This is a genomic window from Bradyrhizobium sp. LTSP849, from assembly GCF_000938255.1.
GTDB lineage: Bacteria > Pseudomonadota > Alphaproteobacteria > Rhizobiales > Xanthobacteraceae > Bradyrhizobium.
The window spans coordinates 479,397-502,934 of record NZ_JYMR01000056.1 but is presented as its reverse complement, the minus strand read 5'-3'; the positions used below and the strand labels follow the sequence as shown (position 1 = coordinate 502,934).

The 23,538-nt window shown below is 60.4% G+C and carries 21 protein-coding genes; 9 read left to right on the top strand and 12 right to left on the bottom strand.

The window, feature by feature from the left end; genetic code table 11:
- Positions 1-97: 97 nt before the first annotated feature.
- From UB31_RS39480 to UB31_RS39465, 4 genes are all read left to right on the top strand, one after another.
- Positions 98-1,120, top strand: a complete 1,023-nt coding sequence (locus UB31_RS39480) for a fatty acid desaturase family protein (RefSeq protein ID WP_045014770.1) — start codon at positions 98-100, stop codon at positions 1,118-1,120.
- Positions 1,117-2,049 (top strand): class I SAM-dependent methyltransferase, encoded by a 933-nt coding sequence (locus UB31_RS39475; RefSeq protein WP_045014677.1) that lies wholly within the window; start codon positions 1,117-1,119, stop codon positions 2,047-2,049. The genes UB31_RS39480 and UB31_RS39475 overlap by 4 nt, the downstream gene beginning before the upstream one ends.
- Before the next feature lie 429 nt (positions 2,050-2,478).
- A complete protein-coding gene (locus UB31_RS39470) occupies positions 2,479-3,168 on the top strand; it encodes an acylneuraminate cytidylyltransferase family protein (protein ID WP_045014676.1) in 690 nt (229 codons plus the stop codon).
- Complete coding sequence (locus UB31_RS39465; RefSeq protein ID WP_045014675.1) at positions 3,165-5,417, top strand: N-acetylneuraminate synthase family protein; 2,253 nt, start codon at positions 3,165-3,167, stop codon at positions 5,415-5,417. Before UB31_RS39470 ends, UB31_RS39465 begins: the two co-directional genes overlap by 4 nt.
- A gap of 3 nt (positions 5,418-5,420) precedes the next feature.
- Here the strand turns inward: UB31_RS39465 and UB31_RS39460 are convergent, their stop codons facing one another.
- Entirely contained in the window at positions 5,421-6,092 is a 672-nt protein-coding gene (locus UB31_RS39460; protein WP_082078822.1) for a class I SAM-dependent methyltransferase, read from the bottom strand.
- Between the two features lie 208 nt (positions 6,093-6,300).
- Between UB31_RS39460 and pseB the strand changes: the two genes are divergently transcribed.
- Genes pseB through pseF form a run of 3 tightly spaced genes read left to right on the top strand, consistent with a single transcriptional unit; the run spans position 6,301 to position 9,166 of the window.
- Positions 6,301-7,302, top strand: coding sequence for a UDP-N-acetylglucosamine 4,6-dehydratase (inverting) (pseB, locus tag UB31_RS39455; protein WP_045014673.1), 1,002 nt, complete (start codon positions 6,301-6,303; stop codon positions 7,300-7,302).
- Positions 7,299-8,480 (top strand): UDP-4-amino-4,6-dideoxy-N-acetyl-beta-L-altrosamine transaminase, encoded by a 1,182-nt coding sequence (gene pseC, locus UB31_RS39450; RefSeq protein WP_045014672.1) that lies wholly within the window; start codon positions 7,299-7,301, stop codon positions 8,478-8,480. Before pseB ends, pseC begins: the two co-directional genes overlap by 4 nt.
- Complete coding sequence (gene pseF, locus UB31_RS39445) at positions 8,477-9,166, top strand: pseudaminic acid cytidylyltransferase (RefSeq protein ID WP_045014671.1); 690 nt, start codon at positions 8,477-8,479, stop codon at positions 9,164-9,166. The genes pseC and pseF overlap by 4 nt, the downstream gene beginning before the upstream one ends.
- Here pseF and UB31_RS39440 read toward each other — a convergent pair.
- The 11 genes from UB31_RS39440 to pseG all read right to left on the bottom strand — a co-directional run bounded on the left by UB31_RS39440 (position 9,163) and on the right by pseG (position 21,151).
- Entirely contained in the window at positions 9,163-9,684 is a 522-nt protein-coding gene (locus UB31_RS39440; RefSeq protein WP_045014670.1) for a D-glycero-alpha-D-manno-heptose-1,7-bisphosphate 7-phosphatase, read from the bottom strand. The two genes, pseF and UB31_RS39440, sit on opposite strands and share 4 nt — an antisense overlap.
- A 169-nt stretch (positions 9,685-9,853) precedes the next feature.
- Entirely contained in the window at positions 9,854-10,693 is an 840-nt protein-coding gene (locus UB31_RS39435) for a hypothetical protein (RefSeq protein ID WP_045014669.1), read from the bottom strand.
- The gene (locus UB31_RS39430) at positions 10,690-12,126 is read right to left on the bottom strand and encodes a DUF6418 domain-containing protein (RefSeq protein ID WP_156175764.1); all 1,437 of its coding nucleotides are present in this window, start codon (positions 12,124-12,126) and stop codon (positions 10,690-10,692) included. Before UB31_RS39430 ends, UB31_RS39435 begins: the two co-directional genes overlap by 4 nt.
- A 60-nt stretch (positions 12,127-12,186) precedes the next feature.
- On the bottom strand, positions 12,187-13,059 hold the full coding sequence (locus UB31_RS39425) for a class I SAM-dependent methyltransferase (RefSeq protein ID WP_045014667.1): 873 nt from the start codon (positions 13,057-13,059) through the stop codon (positions 12,187-12,189).
- Positions 13,060-13,130: 71 nt separating this feature from the next.
- Positions 13,131-14,018 (bottom strand): hypothetical protein, encoded by an 888-nt coding sequence (locus UB31_RS39420; protein ID WP_045014666.1) that lies wholly within the window; start codon positions 14,016-14,018, stop codon positions 13,131-13,133.
- A 201-nt stretch (positions 14,019-14,219) separates the two neighbouring features.
- Positions 14,220-14,972 carry a hypothetical protein gene (locus UB31_RS39415; RefSeq protein WP_156175763.1) on the bottom strand — a complete coding sequence of 251 codons (753 nt, stop codon included), beginning with the start codon at positions 14,970-14,972 and terminating at the stop codon, positions 14,220-14,222.
- Between the two features lie 263 nt (positions 14,973-15,235).
- Positions 15,236-16,744: a lipopolysaccharide biosynthesis protein gene (locus UB31_RS39410; protein ID WP_045014664.1), complete on the bottom strand. Its 1,509-nt coding sequence runs from the start codon at positions 16,742-16,744 to the stop codon at positions 15,236-15,238.
- A gap of 3 nt (positions 16,745-16,747) precedes the next feature.
- Positions 16,748-18,142, bottom strand: coding sequence for a surface carbohydrate biosynthesis protein (locus tag UB31_RS39405; RefSeq protein ID WP_045014663.1), 1,395 nt, complete (start codon positions 18,140-18,142; stop codon positions 16,748-16,750).
- Positions 18,135-19,247, bottom strand: a complete 1,113-nt coding sequence (gene pseI / locus UB31_RS39400; protein ID WP_045014662.1) for a pseudaminic acid synthase — start codon at positions 19,245-19,247, stop codon at positions 18,135-18,137. Before pseI ends, UB31_RS39405 begins: the two co-directional genes overlap by 8 nt.
- Entirely contained in the window at positions 19,240-19,890 is a 651-nt protein-coding gene (locus UB31_RS39395) for a formyltransferase family protein (RefSeq protein ID WP_045014661.1), read from the bottom strand. Before UB31_RS39395 ends, pseI begins: the two co-directional genes overlap by 8 nt.
- A 157-nt stretch (positions 19,891-20,047) precedes the next feature.
- Positions 20,048-21,151 carry a UDP-2,4-diacetamido-2,4,6-trideoxy-beta-L-altropyranose hydrolase gene (gene pseG, locus UB31_RS39390; RefSeq protein WP_045014660.1) on the bottom strand — a complete coding sequence of 368 codons (1,104 nt, stop codon included), beginning with the start codon at positions 21,149-21,151 and terminating at the stop codon, positions 20,048-20,050.
- Positions 21,152-21,333: 182 nt separating this feature from the next.
- Between pseG and UB31_RS39385 the strand changes: the two genes are divergently transcribed.
- Together UB31_RS39385 and UB31_RS39380 are read left to right on the top strand one after the other, a co-directional pair.
- Entirely contained in the window at positions 21,334-22,731 is a 1,398-nt protein-coding gene (locus UB31_RS39385; RefSeq protein ID WP_045014659.1) for a capsular polysaccharide export protein, LipB/KpsS family, read from the top strand.
- Between the two features lie 12 nt (positions 22,732-22,743).
- Positions 22,744-23,493, top strand: coding sequence for a glycosyltransferase family 2 protein (locus UB31_RS39380; RefSeq protein WP_045014658.1), 750 nt, complete (start codon positions 22,744-22,746; stop codon positions 23,491-23,493).
- Positions 23,494-23,538 lie beyond the last annotated feature (45 nt).

The window sequence follows — 23,538 nt, the reverse complement described above, 5'->3', positions numbered from 1 at the left end:
CGGTTGAGTTGCAGATAAGGAAATTCTATAAATCTGCGCGGGTGAGCAGGTGGGCGAGGCAGGCCTTGAGCAAATTGTCGCCCGGGGAGAGTGTCCTTTGAAGAGCGAGGGAAGCGAGGAACTGACCGCGATCCGATCGGACATGGATTATTCGAGAAAATTCCAGACGCTGCGGCCGGTCATCGTCAATCGAAGCGGTCAGCGCTATCTGGACCTTCTGAAAACCTTGAAGCCCTCCTACGTTCGAGTATGGGCCGACATAGCACTTGGATACGCTGCGCTGATCGCGACGGCGCTCGTTACCGCTATTGCTCCGCGTTACGGGTGCCCCCCGTGGATCGCGACACTCGGGGGCGCCATGGCGATCGGATTCTGGGTCGCCTATCTGCAGTTGTTCATTCACGAAGGCGCCCATTTCAATCTGGCGCAGAACAGAGAAAATAGCGACCTGCTTTGCGATCTCTTGATCGCCTGGATGGTCGGCACCTCCGTCAAGTCGTACAGGCCTTTTCATTTCCAGCACCACCGCGCACTAGGCCAAAAAGACGACAGCGAGATGAGCTACTTCTTCCCGCTGAATCTGCTTTTTATCTTTAAGAGCCTATTCGGGCTGCGGTCGATTGAGGTTCTCTCCAAGCGACGAACGAGCACCGGAAAGGCTCGAACGACACGGGAGACGTTCTTGCTGCTGATCGGCATTCTAGTTCACGCGACGATTGTCGGCGCCAGCTTCTGGTTTGGTTTTCCCACGCTCGGCCTCGCATGGATAGTCGGCATCGGCATGATTTTTCCGTTTCTGGGGGCGCTACGCCAGCTGCTGGAACACCGCGATCCCGACGCCGAACCGCACATCGATTATTTCGAGCAGGACCATGGAGCCTACACCCGGATCTTTGGCCCGAGCGTCTTTTCCTCGTTATTCGGCGCCGCTGGGTTTGACCGGCATCTCTTGCACCATTGGGAACCTCAGGTCTCCTATACAAATCTCCATCAGCTCGAGACCTATCTCCTCGATACCGAGATCGCTTCGATCATCGAGATGCGGCGGTCTGGCTATATGGAAACATTCCTCGGCCTTCTTCGGACCAACGTCATCGTCAAGAGAAACAAAATACAATGAGCGCCTCTCCGTGCTGTCCTTTGTGCACGCGAACCGATGTTAGCCACTTCGCGAATGCCAATGACGTCGAGTATTTTACAACGCCGGATACGTTTTCATTTTACCGCTGTACCGGCTGTGACATCGTTTTCATCCACCCGATGCTTTTCGACCGTTTGAACGAAATTTACCCGTCCAACTACTATTCCTTCCATGCTTCGGAAGCAGACTCCATCGCTTTGAAGATCAAGAACTTCCTTGACGACAGGGCCTTCAGATCCATCACCCGTCAGATTCCCGGAAATGCCTTGTCCGCTCTGGACGTCGGCGGCGGCAGCGGGTGGCTTCTCGACGCTCTCAAACGAGCCGACCCGCGCGTTACCCACACGACGGTCGTTGATATCGATGCCGGTGCGGAGGACGCCGCCAGAGCCAAGGGTCACGAATTTCACCTCACGCCTGTGGAGGGCTTCAAGACTGATCGGCAGTTCGATTTGATACTCATGCTCAATCTGCTGGAGCATGTTCCCGACCCTGCGGCACTCCTCGAAAAAGCTCGAGGCCTGCTGAAACCAGGGGGACGGATCTGGATCAAAACGCCGAACTTTGATTCTCTTGATGCGAGGCTGTTCAGGAACCGCTCCTGGGGTGGATTTCACACGCCGCGTCATTTCGTCTTGTTCACAAGGGAAAGTCTCATTCGCCACTGCCAGAACGCCGGCTTCGAAGTCCTGCAGTGCAAGTACACGCAGGGCGCCCCGTTCTGGACCGTCAGCGCCATCAACGAGCTGAAAATGCTGGGACTGGGCGACGTCTCCGCCAGCAGGCCGTCTCTGAAAAATCCACTAACGCCATTTTTGCATCTCGCGTTCGCTGCGTTCGATTTTGCGCGAATGCCGTTCTCGAAAACATCTCAGATGAACATTCATCTGACACTACCCTCGAAATGATGCCAGGCGCGCGCGCGGCGCCTTTCGAGAAAAATCAGATCGTAATCCTGTTGATCTAGCGGCCCCTCGGATTGCTGCACCGGATGATTAGTGTGGCCCGGATTCATGGCAGTGAATGCTGGCCGGAAATCCGAAATCCGCACGCGCTCGCAAACTCGGCCACTTACCACCGGGCCATCGCAGGTGGCCGTTCCGGCCTCTCCGACCAGCGTTCACCTTGCATGATCCCGCCTTGTGCCGTATCTAGCGCTTGCTGATCGAGGTCGACTAAGCAACGGTGGCGAGGAGATAAGGACCGGAAATACCTCCGGTTTCTCGATTTTCGGACCGGCAGACGCAGCATTTTCGGATGGGGCCCTGCCAATTGTCGCCGAGATTGCAAACCGCTTGCCGCGGTGATCCCATCTGGCATGGATGAACGTAGATTCAATGAACGCCCCGCCTGGCAAGCCGAGCTTTGCCGCGTTGGTTCCGCTGCGCGGTGGCTCGAAATCCATCCCCGGCAAGAACATCAAACCGTTTTGCGGCCAGCCGCTCTGCGCCTGGACGCTGCGGGCACTGCTCGACTGCGGAATGATTTCGCGCGTCTTCGTGTCGACCGACAGCGAGGAGATCGCCGCCGTGGCGCGGTCGATCGATTCCCGGATCCTCATCCATCCCCGCCCCACCCATCTGGCGGCCGACAACTCCACCACCGAAGAGGCGATCTACGACCTGATCGACGCCTGCGACATCCCGGAGAAATACCTCATCACCGCGCAGGCGACCAGCCCACAGACGACCCATCATGACGTCTCGGCGGCGATCTCCCATCTCGCCGCGAGCGGCGCGGATTCGCTCGTCACCTGCGTCAGGACGCGGCGATTCTTCTGGAATGACGACGCTACGCCGATCAACTACGATCCAGCGAGGCGCCCGCTGCGCCAGCGATGGAACGGCACGCTGATGGAGAACGGCGCGTTCTACATTTCGACTGTGGACAGGCTGCGCGAGCGTAGCGCGCGCCTTCACGGCAAGATCGCCGTCTATGAAATGGACGAGAGCACCAGCATCGAGCTCGACGAGCTCTCTGATTGGGAAGCTCTCGAGGCCACGTTCCGCAGGAACATTGCAGGATGATCATCGACAGAGACCTTCAGAGCTACCTGGTGTACGAGGACGCCTCCATCCAGGAGGCGGCGGGCAAGGTCGCGGCCAACCGCCGCGAGATCGTGTTCTGCGTCGACGGCAGCGGCCGGCTGCTCGGCAGCCTCTCGAACGGGGACATCATCCGCTGGATCGGCACAGGTGCTGCGTCCGGCGTGCAGGCCGCAGTCGGCGACCTCTGCAACCGGCGCGTCCGCAGCGCCGTTGCCGGCGACCGCGAGACCGCCAATCGGCTGCTGCGCGATGTGCTCTACGTGCCGCTGGTCGACGCCGAACGCCACGTCGTCGGCGTCGCCCGTCAACGCCATCCCGGTGAAGGCATCAGGATCGGCAGCCGCACCGTCGCGGAAGAAAATCCGACGTTCCTGATCGCGGAGATCGGCAACAACCACAATGGCAGCATCGAGACCGCCTTCGCCCTGATCAAGGCGGCGGCAGAGGCCGGCGCCGACGCCGCGAAATTCCAGATGCGCGACATGTCCGGGCTCTACGGCAAGCGGACGAAGGGACAGAGCGAGGACCTCGGCACCGAATACGTGCTCGACCTGCTCGATCGCTTCCAGCTCAGTGACGAGGACCTCTATCGCTGCTTCGACTATTCGGCCTCGCTCGGTATGGAGCCGCTCTGCACCGCCTTCGACGTCAACAGCGCGGACAAATGTCGTGGCTATGGGCTAAAGGCGATCAAGACCGCGTCCGCCGACCTCACCAATCACGAGCTACTCCAGCACATCGTCGACCAGAGAATTCCGATCATCTGCTCCACCGGCATGTCGACCGAGGACGAGATTCGCGAGACGGTGAAACTGCTCCAGACGTCGGGCGCAGAGTACGTCATGCTCCACTGCAACTCGACCTATCCGGCGCCGTTCCGCGACATCAACCTGAAATACATGCTGCGCCTCCAGGAGCTCTGCGAGAGCGTGGTCGGCTATTCCGGGCACGAACGCGACGTCTTCGTGTCGGTCGCGGCGGTCGCGATGGGCGGGCGCCTGATCGAGAAGCACTTCACGCTGGCGCGCGCCCAGGAAGGCAACGACCACAAGGTCAGCCTGCTGCCGCAGGAATTCAAGCGCATGGTCGAAGGCGTGCGCCAGGTCGAGGACTCCCTCGGCAGCGCCCTGCCCCGCATCCTCAGCCAGGGTGAGAAGGCCAACCGCATCAGCCTCGGCAAGTCGATCTTCGCCATCGACGCCATTGCGGCCGGCGCAACGATCACGCGGGAAATGATCGAGATCCGCAGCCCGGGCCAGGGCCTTTCACCGAACCGCATCGACGAGGTGATCGGACGAAAATCGCCGCGCGCGATCCCGGCCCAGACGCCGCTCTATCCATCCGACATCTCCGAACTCGGTGAGCTCACCGCCGGCGGACAAATCAATTTCAGGCGCCCCTGGGGCATTCCGGTGCGCCACCGCGATGCCGACAAGCTGATCACGACGATCAATCCAGATTTCGTCGAGTTTCATCTGAGCTATCGCGACCTCGGCATCAACGACGCCGACTTCCTTGCCGACAGCTATCCATGCGGCTTGATCGTGCATGCGCCGGAGCTGTTCGAGGGCGACCACGTGCTCGATCTGACGATGCCGGACGACGACTATCGCACGCGCTCGATCGTGGAGATGAAGCGCGTCATCGCCAAGACCAAGGCACTGGCGCAGCGCTTTCGGAACGACGGCCCGGTTGGCATCATCTGCAACGTCGGCGGCTTCTCGTCCACGCGCTTCTTGACCGCGGAGGAACGGGCGGTTCGCGAAGCCCATTTGCGCGCCAGCGTCCGCGAGCTCGCCGATCCCGCAGTCGAGCTCTGGCCGCAGACCATGCCGCCTTATCCCTGGCATTTCGGCGGCCAGCGCTATCACAATCTGTTCGTCTCCAGCGACGACATTGCGCGCGGCTGCCGCGAGCTCGGCGTCCGCATCTGCTTCGACACCTCGCATTCCCAGCTTGCATGTACCGAAAACAGCTGGTCGTTCGACGAATTCATGGAGGCGATCGGATCGTTCATCGCCCATGTTCACATGGGTGACGCCCGCGGCGTCGACGGCGAGGGCCTCCAGATCGGTGAAGGCGAGATCGATTTCGGCAACGTGTTCCGGGTGCTGAACACGCAGGCACCACAGGCCTCGTTCATCCCGGAAATCTGGCAAGGACACGAGAACGACGGCGAAGGATTCCGCATCGCGCTGCAGCGGCTGTCGAACTTCGAGGACCGCTAGAATTCACTGAGGCTTCGGCCCAACCGGCTTGAAGTGATAATAGCTTGAATAGCTCCAGAAGTCGCTGAACTTCATGCCCTTGCTGGTCATGTAGCCCGCTGCAGCTATATAGCCCTTTCCATTACGCACCCGCTTCAAACCGGCGCGATTGATCAGGGATTGCATTACGGAAGAAGGAAACAGCGAGATGTGACCAAACTCGCCGGCACGCTCGGTACGGTAGCGATAGCTGTTGCCTGTCAGCAGCCAGCTCACTCTCTGAAAGATATTGGTGCAGTTCGGCACCGTGACGTAGAGCGAACCCGTATCGGTTAGCAGCTCTCGCATCGACCTTATGACTTTTGCCGGGCGCTCAAGATGCTCCAGCGTGTCCGAGCACACGATGAGATCAAATTTTGAATCGACCACGTCTTCCAGCTTCTGTTCGTTGAGATCGACTTGCTGGTAGGAGGAAACGGAATTCGGAATAAGAGACGAAGGATCGCCCCAGTCGACACCATGAATCTCGATGAACCCGACCTCCCTCATCAGCTTGGCAAGATATCCTGGTCCGCAACCGACATCGAGAACTTTACCGACGAAGCCGGGCTGCTCTTCCCTGATAAATTCGACAAGATCTTGATGCCGCCGAAGTTGCGGAAATGCATTCGGGTTGCCCTTTATCCGTTCAATCATGCTCGGCCCGGCCGGTTAACGTCCCCAATATCTATCCAAACTCTCCGTCGGTTGAAAGCTCGATTGAGCTCGGGATCGCCGGAGCAGCCGTCTCCTCATACGGGGATTCCAGCCCATGGTCATCGGAATTGACCATAGACGGCCCTGAATGCATATGGTAACAGCCGCAACTTACCCCAAAATGCATCGCAAGCCGCTGTAAACGCCCATGTTTGACGAAAGATCTGTCCTGATCACCGGAGGAACGGGCTCGTTCGGAAAGCAGTTCGTTGCCGGCCTGCTCAAGAACTTCAAGCCGCGTCGCGTCGTGGTCTATTCGCGCGACGAGTTGAAGCAGTACGAGATGCAGCAAGACTTCGACCAGTCGGTGATGCGCTACTTTATTGGCGATGTGCGCGACGGCGAACGCCTCCGTGCCGCCATGAAGGGGATCGACTTCGTGATCCATGCCGCGGCGCTGAAGCAGGTTCCGGCCGCCGAATACAACCCCATGGAGTGCATCAAGACCAACATCCATGGCGCGGAGAACGTGATCCAGGCGGCGCTCGAGGCCAACGTCGAGAAGGTCATCGCGCTGTCGACCGACAAGGCCGCCCAGCCGATCAACCTCTACGGCGCAACCAAGCTCGCCTCCGACAAGCTGTTCATCGCCGCCAACAACATGGCCGGTGGCCATCGCACCGCATTCAGCGTCGTCCGCTACGGCAACGTGGTCGGTTCGCGCGGCTCGATCGTGCCCCTGTTCAACAAGCTGATCGCAGAGGGCGCGGACCACCTGCCGATCACCGATCCGCGGATGACGCGGTTCTGGATCACCCTGCAACAGGGCGTCGACTTCGTGATCAAGAGTTTTGAACGCATGTCCGGCGGCGAGATCTTCGTGCCGATGATCCCGTCGGTGCGCATCCCCGATCTCGCGGCGGCGATGGCGCCGAACCTGCCGACGCGCGTGGTCGGCATCCGGCCGGGCGAGAAGCTCCACGAGGTCATGTGCCCGACCGACGATTCGCACCTGACGCTGAAGTTCCACGACCACTTCGTCATCAAGCCGACGATCAAATTCTTCCGCCGTGACCTCGACTATCTCACCAACCAGATTGGTGAACGTGGCGAGGCCGTGTCGGATGGCTTCGATTACAATTCAGGCAGGAACGAGCACTTCCTCAATGTGGCCGAGATCAGAGAGTTCAACAAGATAGCGGTCCAATGATCCCCTACGGGCGCCAGGATATTTCCGCCGAGGACATCGACGCGGTCAGGGACGTCTTGACGTCGGACTGGCTGACCCAGGGACAGGCCGGCCCGCGCTTCGAGCAAGCTCTGGCGACATACTGCGGCGCAGCCCACGGCATCGCCGTTTCGAACGCGACCGCGGCGCTTCACGTCGCGTGTCTCGCGCTCGATCTCGGGCCTGGCGACATCCTCTGGACGGTACCGAACACGTTCGTGGCCTCCGCCAATTGCGCGCTCTATTGCGGCGCGAGCGTCGATTTCGTCGACATCGATCCGCGTACCTACAACATGAGCGTCGCGGCACTGGCCGAAAAGCTCGCGCAGGCGGATACAGCGGGCCGCTTGCCGAAGGTCGTGGTGCCCGTGCATTTCGCCGGGCAATCCTGCGAGATGGTGGAAATCCGCGCACTCGCGGACCGCTATGGCTTCCGCATCATCGAGGACGCCTCACACGCGGTCGGCGCCGACTACCGCAGGCGCAAGGTCGGCGATGGCGCCCTCAGCGACGTCACGGTGTTCAGCTTCCATCCGGTCAAGATCATCACGACCGGCGAAGGCGGCATGCTGCTGACCAATGCGCCGAAGCTCGCCGAACGGCTCTCATATCTGCGCACCCACGGCATCGTTCGCCCCGTGCAGTCGCCCGCGCCGGCCGATGAGCTGCGCTCCAACGAGGACCAGCACGGTCCCTGGATGTACGAGCAGATCGAGCTCGGGCTCAACTACCGCATGACGGACATCCAGGCCGCGCTCGGCACCAGCCAGCTCGGCCGCCTCGATGCTTTCGTCGCACGCCGGCGCGAGCTCGCGGCGCGCTACGATACCCTGCTGGCGAAACTGCCGGTGACCTGCCCGTGGCAGCATCCGGACACGAATTCGGCCTGGCATCTTTACGTGATCCGGCTGCGACGCAACGAGATCAAGCTCAGCCGACGCCAGGTGTTCGAGGCGTTGCGGGCCGCGGGCGTCGGTGTCAACGTGCACTACATCCCAGTGCATACCCAGCCCTATTATCAGCGCCTGGGCTTCAAGGTCGGCATGTTCCCGGAGGCCGAGAGCTACTACCAGGACGCCATCACGCTGCCGCTGTTCTCGAAGATGACGGATGCAGAGCAGGACACCGTCGTCGCAGCGCTCACGAAGATCCTCGCGTGAAGATCGCGGTCATCCCGGCGCGGGGCGGCAGCAAGCGCATTCCGCGCAAGAACATCCGTCCGTTCTGCGGCAAGCCCATCATCGCCTATTCAATCGATGCAGCGCGCGACAGCGGCCTGTTCGACAAGATCGTCGTCTCCACGGATGACGAGGAGATCGCCGAGGTGGCCCGACAGTTCGGCGCAACGACACCTTTTGTTCGTCCGCAGGAGATCGCCGACGATCACACCGGGACCGCCGCAGTCGTCAAGCACGCGATCACCTGGTCCATCGAACGCGGTGACGACATCACCCATGTCTGTTGCATCTACGCGACAGCACCGCTGATCCAGGCCCGTTTCGTGCGCGAGGCCTATGACGCCCTCACGGGCTCCGACGCCGCCTTCGCATTTTCGGTGACGAGCTACGCGTTTCCGATCCAGCGCGCCTTGCGCATGACCTCCACAGGCTGCGTCGATCCGTTTCATCCAGAGCATCGCCTCACCCGGTCGCAGGACCTCGAGCCGGCCTATCATGACGCGGGCCAATTCTACTGGGGGACGGCGTCGGCGTTTCTCCAGGACGTGCCGATATTCTCTGAGCGCTCCGTCGGGATCGTGCTGCCGCGGCACCTCGTGCAGGACATCGACACCCTTGAGGACTGGGAGCAGGCGGAATACATGTTCCGCGCGATCAGCCGGAGCTAGCCGCGGGCGGCGAGCAGCGGACGGAGGAACGCAGCAAGGTCGCCTCCCCTAAACAGATGTCCGGGTATTCCCGCGGCAGCGGCCGCCTCGATGTCGCGGGCACTGTCGCCAACAAGCAGACTGCCTTCGATCCGCACCGGCCACGCCGTCATGCAATCGAGAATCATACCAGGAGCCGGTTTTCGCCGGTCGCTCGCGCGTCGGTACGCCTCAACCGTGCCTTCCTCATGATAGGGACAGTACTGGAAGTCATCGATACGGGCGCCGATTGCGGCCAGCTCACTGTTCATCCAGTCGTGCAGATGATGAATATCTCCGACACCAAAGTAGCCACGAGCGACGCCCGATTGATTGGTGACGACGAAGACGTAATAGCCGAGTTCATTGCAGAGCTTGATGGCTTCGCGCGCTCCCTGCGTCCATTCGAAGTCGTCGATCCTGTACACATACGCCTTGTCGACGTTGAGCACACCGTCGCGATCGAAGAACACGGCCGGGCGCGTCAGCCTGGTTGCCAACTCGTTTCCGACAGGCCCAGGATCTGAGGGATTTTGGATGATCAAGAAGCCTCCGCCATAATACCTGATCCCGAGTTGCCCATTCTCGATCAATCACGGGAGAACGTGAAACACGGCATCTGGGATCTGATATCAAGTCAACTATCGAATCCGCGAACTGATCCACAGTTTAAATTGATATCGGCTTCCTCACCATGGCGTAGACGAGCATCAACAGCAGGACGATCCCAGCGGCGAAGATCGCGTGCCGAAACGGATTTGGGGAAATCTGCCGGATAGCGACATCGTCGACTAGCGTTGCCGGGTATGTCTTGGACGGCCCGATCCGCTCCGCCAAAGCGCGTCGTTCGCTCGTCGCGGCCGCCAGCTTTTCCTCGTTGCGTGCAATTAGATCGAGCAACCACACTCGCCGCAGCATCAACGAAGCTGGATCACTCTCAGCCGAAGAGGCGATCGAGCCAGGAGACGCAAGCGATTCCCGGATCCTCGTAAGGCTGGCGATGTTGGAATCAACCAAAGTGATCTGCGTATCGAGCTCCGAGAGCGCGATCGCTCGAATTTTCTCCTGATCAGCATTCAACACTCGCACTGCGGCCTGAATTGCCTCGGTAGCGGTATGCTCGCTCGCTGCACCGACAAACAGGGTCAGCATATCGGAGGTCGCAGGCCGCACAACAAAACTGTCCAGGATCAGCTTGTGCCCCTTGTCCCCGCTATCAACCGATTCGTCCGCGCCCCCGACGGCCCGGCGCTTGAACGACACCGAATTCATCTGAAACACAATGGACGACATCGGCGCTACATCGGCCCCATCGACCCGGCCAACCCGCATCACGGCCTGCGCAGCGTAAACAACAGGACGCATCCAATCCGCGGCGAACACGATCAGCGCCGCGACGAGTACTGCCAGCACAGTTATCTTCAGCCGAGACCTGACCGAACGGACCAGATAGGCGAACATCCCGCCGACGTAGGAGACAGTCGATATGGAAGCCGACTGGTCATTCATGGCGTGACTTCCCTCTTAAGTACAGTCGCTCGATCGGTCTGGAGCGAAGTTGATGCTATCACCCTCGCCCGCCACCTGCCCTCCAGGACGTAAACGAAGATCGCCACCCCCAATTTCGTCATGAACGTGAGTTGGACAAACGAATTCAGCATTCCCGACGCGAGGTTGACCTCGACCGCATACAATATCGGCGTCAGGAAAAAGCAAGTGGCATAACGCTCCTGCACCACACAGCGCGTCAATAAAAACAAGAACTCCGAAAACATGACGGCCGAGAGGACGACCAGAACGAATCCGTCGACCGGCCCACCAAGTTCGAAGAAGATTTCCGGCCAACCGCCCGTATAGGCAACCCCCAAATCGAACAAGGTATGCGCGCGCTCGACCGGCAGACCAAGCTCCATCAGCAGCTGCATCGTCGAATTGCGGTTTGGATTGAAGGGATCGACAAAAAGCTTGAATAAAGCGAGAGCTGTATTCCAGTCCCCGTGCAGAAAAACGCGCTCGTACGTCATCCACCACATCTCGCCCTGCTGCACCAGAAGCCGCTGGGTAAGTTTGGTCTGAAGCAACTCCGATTCCGCACCACGCACGACGGCGTAGGAATATATGAGAGCCCCCAGAACGAGGACACCAAGACCGACCACTGGCAACCAGAGAGCGCGCAGCGTGCGGAAGAATGCCGAACTGTCGAACCCCGCGGCTTTGCTGCGGCCCAAGACAATGCTGCCCAAGGGCATGATGAAGAACGAGAAGTACAGGAAGAACGACGAAAACCTGTGCCCTACAAAGAGTAGATATACCATCAGGCTGCCGAACAGCGCTCCAAATCGGCAATCGAAGCGCATGCCACGCAGGACCGGCGTCGCGAAAAACAATCCCAGCTGGAAAGCCAACATCGGCCCCCAATCCATCAGGCGTCCGTGAAGAAAGCCTCCGTATTGCTTTGAATAGTCCAACCGTTCGAGCTTACTGAAAAGCGGGACCGGCCCCCGGGTCAACATCTCGATCCAGAGAGCAACCTCGAACACGACGACCACCCAGAACACCAAATTGAACAGATCGAGGCGCCCGGCCGCCAGAAGACTCGACGTTCTGAAGTCGGACGCTACCGCGAGCGCCTTCAGACGCAGCGGATGGAAGGAGACCACCAGCATCAGGAGGACGGCGACTTGGCAGGCGCCCAGCGGCACTGCCGCAAGCCCAGGACCGATGCTTCTTTCCAATTGCTCCGAGACGACCGGTCCAAACACATCAATGTAGAAAACCGAGACAAGCCGCCAGGAAAAGTAAATAAGGAAGAAGAAGGCGAGAAGGGCTAACCCGGGCTGGCTCAGCGAAATTCGAGCGATAAGCGCAAATACGAACAATGTAACGATTACGTTCAGGAGCAGCGCGAGCAGCGCCTCTGAGTCCCACAACAGTGCGCCCACTTCACGTCCCCCATCCATGCAATCCGGCGTGGTAAGGCCCGCCCTGGAAGCCTGGCTCGATCAACCGCCCAGTGGCTCCCACGCGTACAAAAGACCGTCGTTGTGCAGTGTGGGAGCGTAGGCCATCCGCTCGCGAGAAAGAATGCGAATCCGCCCTTTGACCTCGAGTTCATCGAGCAAAGCGAAAAGACGGGTTTGGTAATCCACCGATTTCAAGTAGAGCCGACTGGCCAGGTCGCGCGGATCGGACAAGTTCAGCATGTCGATCGCCGGCTCGATGTTCACGACACGCCCCGGCCGCGCTCGGAGGATGTTCTCGATGACCGCGTCCACGGCGTAGGGAATTTGCTCGATGCAGAAGTGAGTAAAGACTGTCGCGCCTGCGAGCTGACCGAACTGGGGATCTTGTGCATCCGTCAGATCTATCCGGTCGAAACTAACGCGCCCATCCAGACCGTAATGGCTTGCGATCTGTCGTCCCGCTTCGATACCGTTCGGCGCGATGTCGAAACCGCGAAGCTGCGTCCAGCGGGGATTCAAGCTGAGTGAAAACAGGTTATAGCCGGTCCCGGAGCCCAACTCGACCAGGGAGGTAGCGTCGCCGACGTGGCGCATCATCAGTTCCGACAGCGCCCGGATGCGATACCTGTAATAGTCCTTCGTGGCGATACGCACGAGCTGACCGTTCACCTTCGCCAGTCGAGGTGAAGGACTTTGCCCGGCGAGAAACTCTTCCAGAGGCACACCGCCGAGCCAACCGCGTTCGTTCAGCACCCGGTCCCAGGCACCGCCATTGTACTCGGAATCGACGACATCACCCGTCCGCTTGACATTCTTGAATGCCAGACGAAGGAGGCTCCGCGCAAAGTCCGCCGCATAAGCACGGGACAACTCCAGCGTCGATGCCGGTGCTATATCAGGCGACAATGTCAATCATGCCTCTAAATTGCTGATCCATGGATACCTCGGCACACTCGCCAATCGCGCTAGCCGGAATCCGGACGTCAACCAAGCCCCAGGATCATCTTGTCCAACTCGGAAGTGCTCGGAGTTGCACGGAACGGCCGGTTTTTACCCCCGGGAAACATACGAGGAAAGGCGATGAAGGTCGCGGTGTACATCAGCCGGCCGTGACCAGGGGCGATCCGGCTGCCCATGTGCAGACAACGGCTGGTATCGATCATGAAGGAAACAAGACGAGGCGCCTTCATCACCTTTACGTCTTGACGCAGCACCTTCTCGAACACCTCGTCATCGCTGAAATGACTTCCGAGCAACGGATAGCCAAATTGATCGGTTGATTGCCGCGACAGGAACGTGAAGGGGCCATCGGCGTCCTCCTGCACGTCGGTGAGATAGGTGTAGAACTTCACAACCCTGACATCATCATGGTCACGATGCCAGAGTTGCGATGACGCGAGCGCCTGCCCGGTGTGCCTCGAATACGACAGCATGACATAGTCGAGCCAAGGAATTTCTCCAAAGGCCGAGGCAACCACATTCACCACACCCGGCTGCAAAGCGTAACGTACAAACAGATTATCCGCCGGGAGTTTGCTGTCATTCATTTCCGAGTCGAGCAAGTGGACGAGGAATTTTTTCCAGTATCCAGCCTGCTGCTTGTCGGCGGCGTCGATTTCCGACAGCTTTGCTTCGCCCGACGTGGCAAGCTGCTGCAGCAGGGAGGGGTCGATCAGTTCACTCACGATGGCATATCCGTCGCGGTTGAGGTCTTTCGCTGTAGACTCCTGCGCCGCGCTGACGTCCAAACCGTTCAACTCCTGCTTGCGCAGCCGTTTGGCGCCGTAATGCCAGGTACTGACACCCGTTTTGACTGCCCATCGCAGCGGCGAACGATTTACCTGCCAAAGCGCCCTGGACATCAATCCCATCTTTGCCGTCCTCAACCCGCCGGAAATAAATATCGTTCTGACCCCTTGACCGGACCGGCCAAGCGATTTGCCCCTTAGCAAATCCGTGCAATACGGGCAACCGAAGAGTGCCCCTCCGGAACCGGACACCCTAGAAGATGTAGAAGCGGATTCCCCTATGGCTGGACCGGGAAGTCGCTTTGCGCATCAGATCGATCGCGCTCAGGTCCGATGAACGACGATCATGGCTGTCATATCGTTGATCCAAAGCCGACCGATGTTGCGCGCGACATTGATCTCCGGCGGTATGCGAATGCAATCGACGCGGGAAACGCCAGGCATGGATTCGTACTCGGCCACGTAATCTCGGACCCAGCGATCCGACAAGAAAGACGAACGCCAGTTTCGTCCGTTTTGCAGTTCCGCCGGAGTCCAGGCATTGTACTCCACGTGAATGATCGCCTTGCGGGCAAGCTTTAGCGCCTGTTGTTTTGCTGCTGCGAAGATATCGTCGTTCACGTGCATCGTGGCACCGCAGCTGAAGATCACGTCCGCACCATCGATGCCGTTGCGCTCAAACACGCCGCCTACGTCGGCCATTGAACCGGCCATCAGCTTCGCGCCGCAGCCATCCGGCATGTGCTGCATGCCCCATTTGACAGCGTGGTCGTTCAGCTCGACGCCGTAGAGCTTGATGTTGCGGTCGGCCCGCCAAATCGCCTGAAGATTTGCCCCGACATTGGGACCGAGCTCGACGACCGATTCCGGCTGCAAGGCGGCGCAATAATTCGCAAGCCAATCCCGCAAGGGAGTATTTTTGGCATAGTCGAGAAACGCTGCTTCGCTGGTTTCGGTCCGCCAGAAATCTTGCCAGACGGCAGACTCCCGCGCCCTCACCAGGACTGGAAGCGGCCCAATATTGGTCGCAGCACGCCAGAGGAGAACCTTGGGGTGGAAACTGGGAAGCCTGAACACGAGATTCTCCGCCTGTCCTAACGCATATGCCGGCTATTCATGGGCACCGCCGGCCCATTCTGCAAGCTGCCGGCGGTTCGGCCGCTTCAGCTCCTCAATTTTAGATGAAGACCAGGCCTGATCAAGGCCCCTAACGCCGGATCCAGCAGGCACCCCTGAACTCGGTTCCAGAATCCTCGCAGCCCAACCGGGTCGAGGAAATCGATGGTCTGCCGGTTGCCGCGGCCGTTCGCTGACCCCGGAACCGGATTAGCGCGACGAGGTCATCGCTGCGTCAGCGCGCGGGCGAATTTGCCGAACATGGCTCGATCGCTCTGCGAAAGGATCAAGACGATGCTTAGCGCCCATGCGGCAACGCACGCAATCGCCCCCACCAGCATCAGCGCTGGAAGGGTATACGGCGTCGTATAGGTCTTAGATGCGATCGTTCCCGCGGCGAGTACAATCGCCACCAATGTTTGCCTGGCCAGTTGCTGCCAGAATAACATCCTTGGCAGGTGCATGAACGAGAGCATGCGGTGCGCTACCAGGGGCGCAAATACGACATACGACAGCAACCACCCCAGTATGAAGGCGCGTTCGCGCAGCCATGTCAGCGTAAGTGCGGTCACCAGATATTGCGCCAGGACCTGCAGATAAAGCAGGTAGGTGTTGAGACGCAGGAAATCCGACCTCACCATCAATGCAGTCTGCCCGGCGCCCAGCATGACGGTCACGGCGGGGACCAAGAGCGATAGCGCCAGCCAGGGCCACTCGCCCGAATGCTCCGGCCCGACCCAAACCCGCAATATGTCCTGGGAGAACAATGCAACGACGACGAGGATCGGAACAACGATGGCGGCAGGCAGAACGAGGCCATTTCGCCCCAACAATTGCAACCGACGAACGTCGGTTCGTTCGTCGAGGTGTGCCGAGATCGGAAGAATTGCCGAATAGAGCGGACTCATCGTTGTCTTGAGAAAGCGCGGAAGGCGCGTCAGCACGTCGTAGGTTCCGACCTCGACGGGGCTATAGAGCGCGCCAATAGCCAGCGGAACGAGTGCTTGCTGGAAGGTTCCTGCAATCCGGTTGTTGAACATGAGCCAGCACCTGTAGGCCACGTCGTGCCGGCTTGCGGGGGTCCAACAGCTGAAACGAAGCGACGTGCGGCGCGCAAAAAGGCAGACGACAAGCGCAAGCACTACGTATTTGGCAACAATCGTCGTGAGATATGCGTAAGCGATCCAGGCAAATGAAAGGTTGCTCCAGACGGCGATGAAGATCGACGCCACGTAGGCGGCGCTTCCTACGACCTCGGTCAGCCGCAGCCAGCTATACTGCTCAAATCCCTTGAGCGCTCCTTCCGCTGCCAGCCCTAGGAATGCGATCGGCATGATCAGCGCAGTAACCTTCAAGATAGCGATGAAATCCCCGGACTGATCGGAGTGAACCTTGAAGATGCCGGCAAGGTCTGCCGCGAAGAGCCACAGCAGCATGCCCGAGATCAGTCCGGTAACTAAGGCAATCAAGGTCAGCAACGAGACCTTCTCGCCAGCCGTGGACCAGTCACCGAGTCTCCCGCGAGCGATCATCTGAGTCGTAATCTCGGAAACGCCGAAATCGATCACGGCGAGGAAGCCGCTGGGTAGAAAGGAGCGCAAGAGCACAATAAGCCCCAACACCGCGAGCCCATACGACTTCGCAATCAGGCCCACGGCGAATAGGCCCAGCACTCCGGCAATGCCGTAGGCAACGGCCGATATCGCTGTATTATGAAGGAACCGGCGCAGCATGGTTCAGTTCACTTCCGCAAGCTGCAGGCTAGCGCCGCTGAACATGTCGCTGCGGACATCCGCGGGCGTCCGGGCGACAAACCGGCGCCGGTCCACTGAAGCGGCATCGATACGCTGCAATATTGTGTTTACCAGCCCATCGCCGAATACCTTGCCTGCACGACGGCGCTCACCTTCGGCCGAGCCGTAGAAGTGACGCAAAGCCTTGCTTGCTCTGTGCCCTAACGCACGACGAGCGACCGCCGCCGTAAGCCCGCGCAGCGACGGGGAGCGCACCCCGTCCGCCGGACGGAGCTGCTGCCCGGCCACGGCCATCGTTGACAACAGGGCGTCCGAAACCCGAACGGAGCTCGCCCCATCCATGGCAAAGTAGAGATCGCTGATGATCTCGCGGCGAAAGACCGCAATCTCGGGAGAGGGGTGCGGCAGCTTCCACTCAAGGCCTTGCCGGACCAACTCGATCAGCTCCGCCTCGGCATGCGCCGGGCGGCTGACTCGGGACGCTGCATCGAGGCGAAGGGCCGGCGTATTGAACCACTCCATGCTCAGCGGCTCCACGTTCAGCATGGTGGCCTCGATGGCAGTGGAGCAATTCTGATGAACCAGCAGGCGCGCGCCGCTGATCCATTCGAGCGAAGTTCCACTCTGGATCACGCTTGCATTCTGCAAATCGGCGAAGGCCCCGTAGGAATCGAGATTTTCAAATGGATGCGGCCGCAACACGAACGGTACGTCGGAAAAATGCTTCGCAAGCTTGATCGCCATGTCGAGCGTGTTGCGATAGGCCCGCCGACCGTCGGTGATGAACTGGCGCGCGAACTCGCGCGTGAAACCGGCTTGCACCATTGCCCCCTCCTCATCGGAGGAACTGCTCGAAAAGCGCGGGTTTACGGTCGGAAAGTTCGTGTTGATCAACACGTATCCCGAAGCGACGGAGGGCTCAGGCAAGGCGGCGCGCCAAGGTGGCGCGCAGAAATCGTAACGGGGGCAGCCCGTCGCGCGAAGGATGTCCGCAGCGACGGTGCCTTGCCGAAGGAAAGCTGCATACTGCGCCTGTCCCCAAACGCAATAGAGATCGACGAGATCGGTGCAGCCGGTCCCTTTCACCATGCCGGCGAATTGATCGGCGTTCTTGCCGCCGATACCTTCGGTATCCAAGACGCCGACCAGAACGCCCGAACGCTTGTAGGATTTGATCAGATCGACATTGTTGGGCCGGATGTAGTTCACGAGCACCATATCGGGCCGCAGCGCCGGGACATCGAACCCCTGCTCGTACATCGGCACGAGCGTGGCCCGTGCACCGCGCGTTGCCAGTTGGCGCGCCAACAACACCAGCCCTTCGAGGTCGCGAAGCGGGTTGTCGACGATCAGACAGACATGCGGCTGGTCAGCCACGGGCTCTCCTCGCCGCGGTCCCCTGCTGCGCCGGCATCGTTTCGTCTGCGGACGACAGCAGGTCCCAGCTCATAGGCGTGCCGCGTCGCACCGCTCGGCCGACGCGCTTACCCATCAAGGTCTCGAAATATTTTGGCGGCAAACCGAGACCGGGACGAATGATGCGTAGATTCTGTTCGGTCAACACGTCGCCAGGCGCGAGGTCTTCGGCCACGTAGAGCGAGCGCCGAAAAATCAGGGAGTCCCGTTCCTTCTCGGTCAAGCCGTAACGAACCTCTCCGAGCGCCATCCAGGCCCGCTCGGTCTCGACCACGAGGGCCTCCATCTCCGAGGGCTCCATGGAGAACGTCGAGTCAACGCCGCCATCGGCGCGCGCAAGCGTGAAGTGTTTCTCAATCACGGTTGCGCCGAGCGCTACGCTCGCAACCGAGGCGCCGATGCCGAACGTGTGGTCCGACAATCCTACCTCACAATCGAACAACGAGCGCAAGTGAGGAATTGTCAGAAGGTTGGTGTCGGAAGGAGCCGCCGGATAGGTGCTGGTACACTTGAGCAGCGCGAGTTGCTTGCAGCCCGCCGCTCGCGCTACGCGCACTGTCTCGTCGAGATCGGCAACCGTCGCCATGCCGGTCGAAATGATCATGGGCTTGCCGGTCTCGGCAACCCTGCGGATGAGCGGCAAATCGGTGTTTTCGAAGGACGCGATCTTGTAACAGGGGACGTCGAGGCTCTCGAGAAAATCGACGGCCGTTGCGTCAAAAGGCGTAGAGAACGGAATTATGCCGAGCGATCGCGCTCGCTCGAAGATCGGCGCATGCCATTCCCAGGGCGTGTAGGCCTCCTGGTAGAGCTTGTGCAGCGACCGCCCCTTCCAAAGGCTTTTGGGATCGTCGATGAAGAATTCATCCGTTGCGAGATCGAGCGTCATCGTATCGGCGGTGTAGGTCTGGAGCTTGAGTGCATGCGCGCCCGACTTCGCCGCAGCCTCGACGATCGCCAATGCCCGTTCCAGCGACTGGTTATGGTTGCCGGACATCTCAGCAATGACGAACGGGCGATGCGCTCGGTCGATCGACCGTCCGGCAATGGATATCGTGTCACTCATCGGTCGCTTCCACCTTCTCAATACGCACCACGTAGCGATGACCGCGGAAATCGAAGAATGCAGGAAAACGATGCGGATCGACGATTCTCAGCAGATCGAACTGGTCGGCGATCGGACGGTTCGGATCCAGCCGCGAATCCTCCGGCCCGCGCCTCCGGTAATAAGTCGGAGAGCGATGATCCTGGGGGACCGGCGCTCTTCGCCCTTCGACGGCTACGGCCTCGCTCATAAGCTCCATCTCGATGGCAAAGAGCTTGACGTTGATCTCATCATAGAGCTCGTGGCCCTCGAGCACCAAGTGGCGCTGAGCCCAAAGGGCACCGGTATCCACCTGATCCTCAGCCTCGAGCAACGAGACGACGATATCATGCTTTCCCTCGAGAATTTGCCAAATATGGGGGGACCAGCCGCGCCCGACCGGGAGATCGCTGGCGTGGATCACCAGGCTCGCACCATATCTCGCGCGGTCTTGCGCCGAGATGATTTCATGACACGAGATCAGGAAAAGGACATCCCCGCCCGAAAGCTCGGCCTTCTTCTGCACGAGCTCGACATCGTGGGAGGCGCGCGTGACTGCCGCCCATTTCTCCAGGTGAGAATAGACCGGATGGGATGCACCTGAGCAGAGGATTGAAATTCTCATTTTTTGATCGGAAAGTGCAACATCGGGTTCCCAAGGACCGCGCCGCCTTTAGCACAGAAAACAGCCTCAATGCCAAATACCTGACGTTCCCGCTGAAGCCGGCTCCGCTGGCCGTCCCAACCCGCTTGCGTGGCCTTTACCAGTGCAAATGGAGTGCCTATCCGAACATGCCCAGCATGCTGGACACGACCCGGTCCGCCCCCTGCCCATCGACCAGCGCCGCCGCGGCCTCCCCGAGCGCCCTTGTCCGGGCAGCATCAATCAGCAACGCATGAATCGCTTCGCTGAGGCCCACCTCGGTGATTGCATCGACCGGCCCGAGATAGACTGCAGCTCGCTCGGCCGCCAACGCCTCGAGGGCACCGACCTGATTGGACGCGATATCCACGGCGATCACGGGCAGACCCAAACAGCAACGTTCCCAACTCATCACGCCGCCTGCGCCGATCGAGAGATCGGCCTGCCTCATCAACTCCGCAATATTGTTCGCTCCCCGCTGCAGCTCGGCAACCGGCAGGCTTCGACAAAGCTGTGCAATCGACTCCGCATGAGGATTGCTCATTCCAACAACGACATTGACCGCAAGCGACGAACGTCCGAGCCTTGCAATTGCTTTGAGTGCCTTGCCCGTCGCGTTAGCCGGGTCGGAGCCGCCAAAGCAGATCAGAATGCGGCGGATTCGGCCGTCGCGTTCTGCGAGCAGGCATCGCTGCACAGCGAACTCCCGACGAAGCAATGCGTAGCGGGGGCCGAGCAGCTGGACGCAGGCGGCTGAGACTCGGTCCTGGTAGCGTGCTTCCATCCGAAGGTTGAGATTCTGATCGAGCAACATCTCGCAATCATGGTCGCGGTCAGCCAAATCGTCGATGACAAGGACACGCAAGCCCTCTCGCCGGCAGGTGCGCTCCCATCGGTGGTCGAGGGCGTAGTGGTCGACGATGAGCCAGTCGGCTGCTCCAACCTCGGCCATGGCGCTGCGCGCCTGATTCGCGTCCTGTTGCCATACTGTCGGCAGCCAATGCGCATGCAAGCCGGCACAATCACCGGTCTCCGATGCCGGCCGGCCCGGGTCAGGCAGAAGCCGCACCGTGTGTCCGTCCCTCTCTGCCAAATGGGCGAAGCCGGCCACGTGGCTGCGCATGATGAAGCAACACTTCACCCCTTTTTCGGCGAGCGCGTTGGCAAGCGTGATACACCGCGTCAGGTGACCCAGCCCCATCTCTACCGACGCATCAACCCGAAAGACCGCCAGCTTATCCATCGTTTCGAGCCAGCATCCTCTGCCTTGCCGCCTGTTTCCCGGCAAACAGGTTCATCCCGCCCCCTGTGACCGGAATAGCTCTCAAATATCATAATTCCAGGGACGGAACCTGCTCAATCCACCCTTGAGCTATCGTTCACGCTTCTATATGCGGAAACCGCAACCGGGCAACCCCACATCGCATGTCAACCGACAAGACCCTTCTGATCACGACGCTCGCGGAATACCAGACCCGGTTCTGGATTCCCGTGGCGCAGCGTCTGCGCGCGGTGGGATACGCAGTCGAACTGCTCGCCTTCGACGATCGCAGCGCCGAGATGTCCGAGGCCGCGGGCGTCCCGGTCACGAACATGTACCGCGAAGGCCTCAAGACCGGGCCCTCGCCCGAGGCACGGCAGGCTTTTGATGCGCGCATCGAAGCCTACGGTCTCGACGGCTCCAATTTCCTGTTCAGCCACGAGCGCTTCACTTTCGGCATCCGCGACACCGCCGCGCTGCGCCGGCGCTTCATGATCTACACCAACGCGATGGAGGCGCTGCTCGACCGCCTGGAGCAGCAAGGCAAACGCGCCGAACTGGTGCAGGAGCTCGGCGGCTTCCTCTCCGTGATCACGAGCTTCTACGCCGCGAAGCGCCGCGGCATCCGCAACTGGTTCATCGAGCCGTCGTTCTTTCGCGGACGGATGTATTTCACCCCCGACAGCTTTGGCGCGCCCGAGATGATGGCGAAGCCGGCCGACACCGTGTCGTCCGACGTGACATCCTATCTCGATGCCACGCTGAACCAGCGCGCGATCGTGATCCCGAAAAAGGACGCGCATCATTACTCGGCAGCCTTCAAGAAGGTGGTAAACCTGCGCAACTCGCGCCGCCTTGCCGAAAAGCTGTGGGACCAGTTCGCACTCGGCAAGCATCAGGAGTTCGGACACAATCTGCGGCACGCCCGGGTGCACGCGATGATGGCCGTCGACGCGGCCCGGCTGCGCAAGCTCTACCGCCCGATCCCCGAGACGCCGTTCGTCTACTATCCTTTCCACGTGCCCGCCGACATGGCGCTGACGCTGCGCGCGCCGGATTATCTCGACCAGGTCGCGACCGTCGACTTCCTGCTGCGGACGATTCCGGATTCGCACCTGCTCGTCGTCAAGGAGCATCCCGCGCAGATCGGCGCAATCTCGGCGGATCGCCTGTTCGAGCTCGCACGGCGTTTCGACAATTTCGTCTTGTTGCCGCCGCAGACCAACAACTACGCCGTTCTCAGCCGGGCCGATGCCGTGATCTCCGTCAACAGCAAGTCGGGCGCCGAAGCGCTGCTGCTGGGCAAGCCGGTCGTGGTGATGGGCGACGCGTTCTATCGCACCTGCCCGCTGGTCTATTCGACCGACCGCCTCGCCGACGTGCCGAAGCGCCTGCGCGAGGCGCTCCATGCCGGGCCGTTCGATCGCACCAGTGGAGCGCCCTATTTCGAAGCCGCGTGGCGGCGCTCGTTTCCCGGCGAGCTCTACATCAGCGATCCCGGGTTGCTCGACACGTTCACGGCCTCGTTGCGGGCCGCACTCGCCGAGCCTGCTTCTCACTAAACGGATCACACGATGCCTCTCGTCTCCATCATCATGCCGTCCTGGAACGTCGAGCGCTTCATCGAGGAAACCATCCATTCGGTGCAAGCCCAGACCTTCGGCGACTGGGAGCTCTTGATCGCCGATGACTGCTCGACGGATCGCACGCCCGCGATCATCGCGGAGATCGGCGCGCGCGATCCCCGCGTCAAGCTGATCCGGCAGGGGAAGAACGGCGGCCCGGCGCTGGCGCGCCAGGCTGCGATCGACCAAGCGCAGGGCCGCTACCTCGCTTTCCTCGACAGCGACGATCTGTGGCTGCCCGCCAAGCTCGAACGCCAGCTCGCCTTTGCCCGCGAGACGCGCGCCGCGCTGAGCTACACCGCGTTCCGCCGCATCGACGAGGCCAACACCATCTCCGGCCGGCTGATCGCGGTGCCGACGTCACTGAGCTACGATCAGCTGCTGAAGAACACCTCGGTCGCGACGGTGACGACGCTTGTCGACCGCGAGATTTCGGGGCCCGTCGCGATGACCAACGAGGGCTATGACGATTTCTGCCTGTGGCTCTCCATCCTCAAGCGCGGCCACATCGCCCACGGCCTCAACGAGGATCTGGCGCGCTACCGCGTCAGGGGCTCGTCCGTCTCCAGCCGCCCGATGCGCTCCGCCAAATGGGTCTGGAACATCTACCGCAACGTCGAGAAGCTGCCGCTGCTCAAATCGGCCTGGTGCTTCGGCCATTGGGGCGCGCGGGCCTGGCTGAAAAGGCGGGAATTCTAGCGGCACGCGAGCTCGCGGCTCCGGCGCGGCCAGCACGGCGCGGTC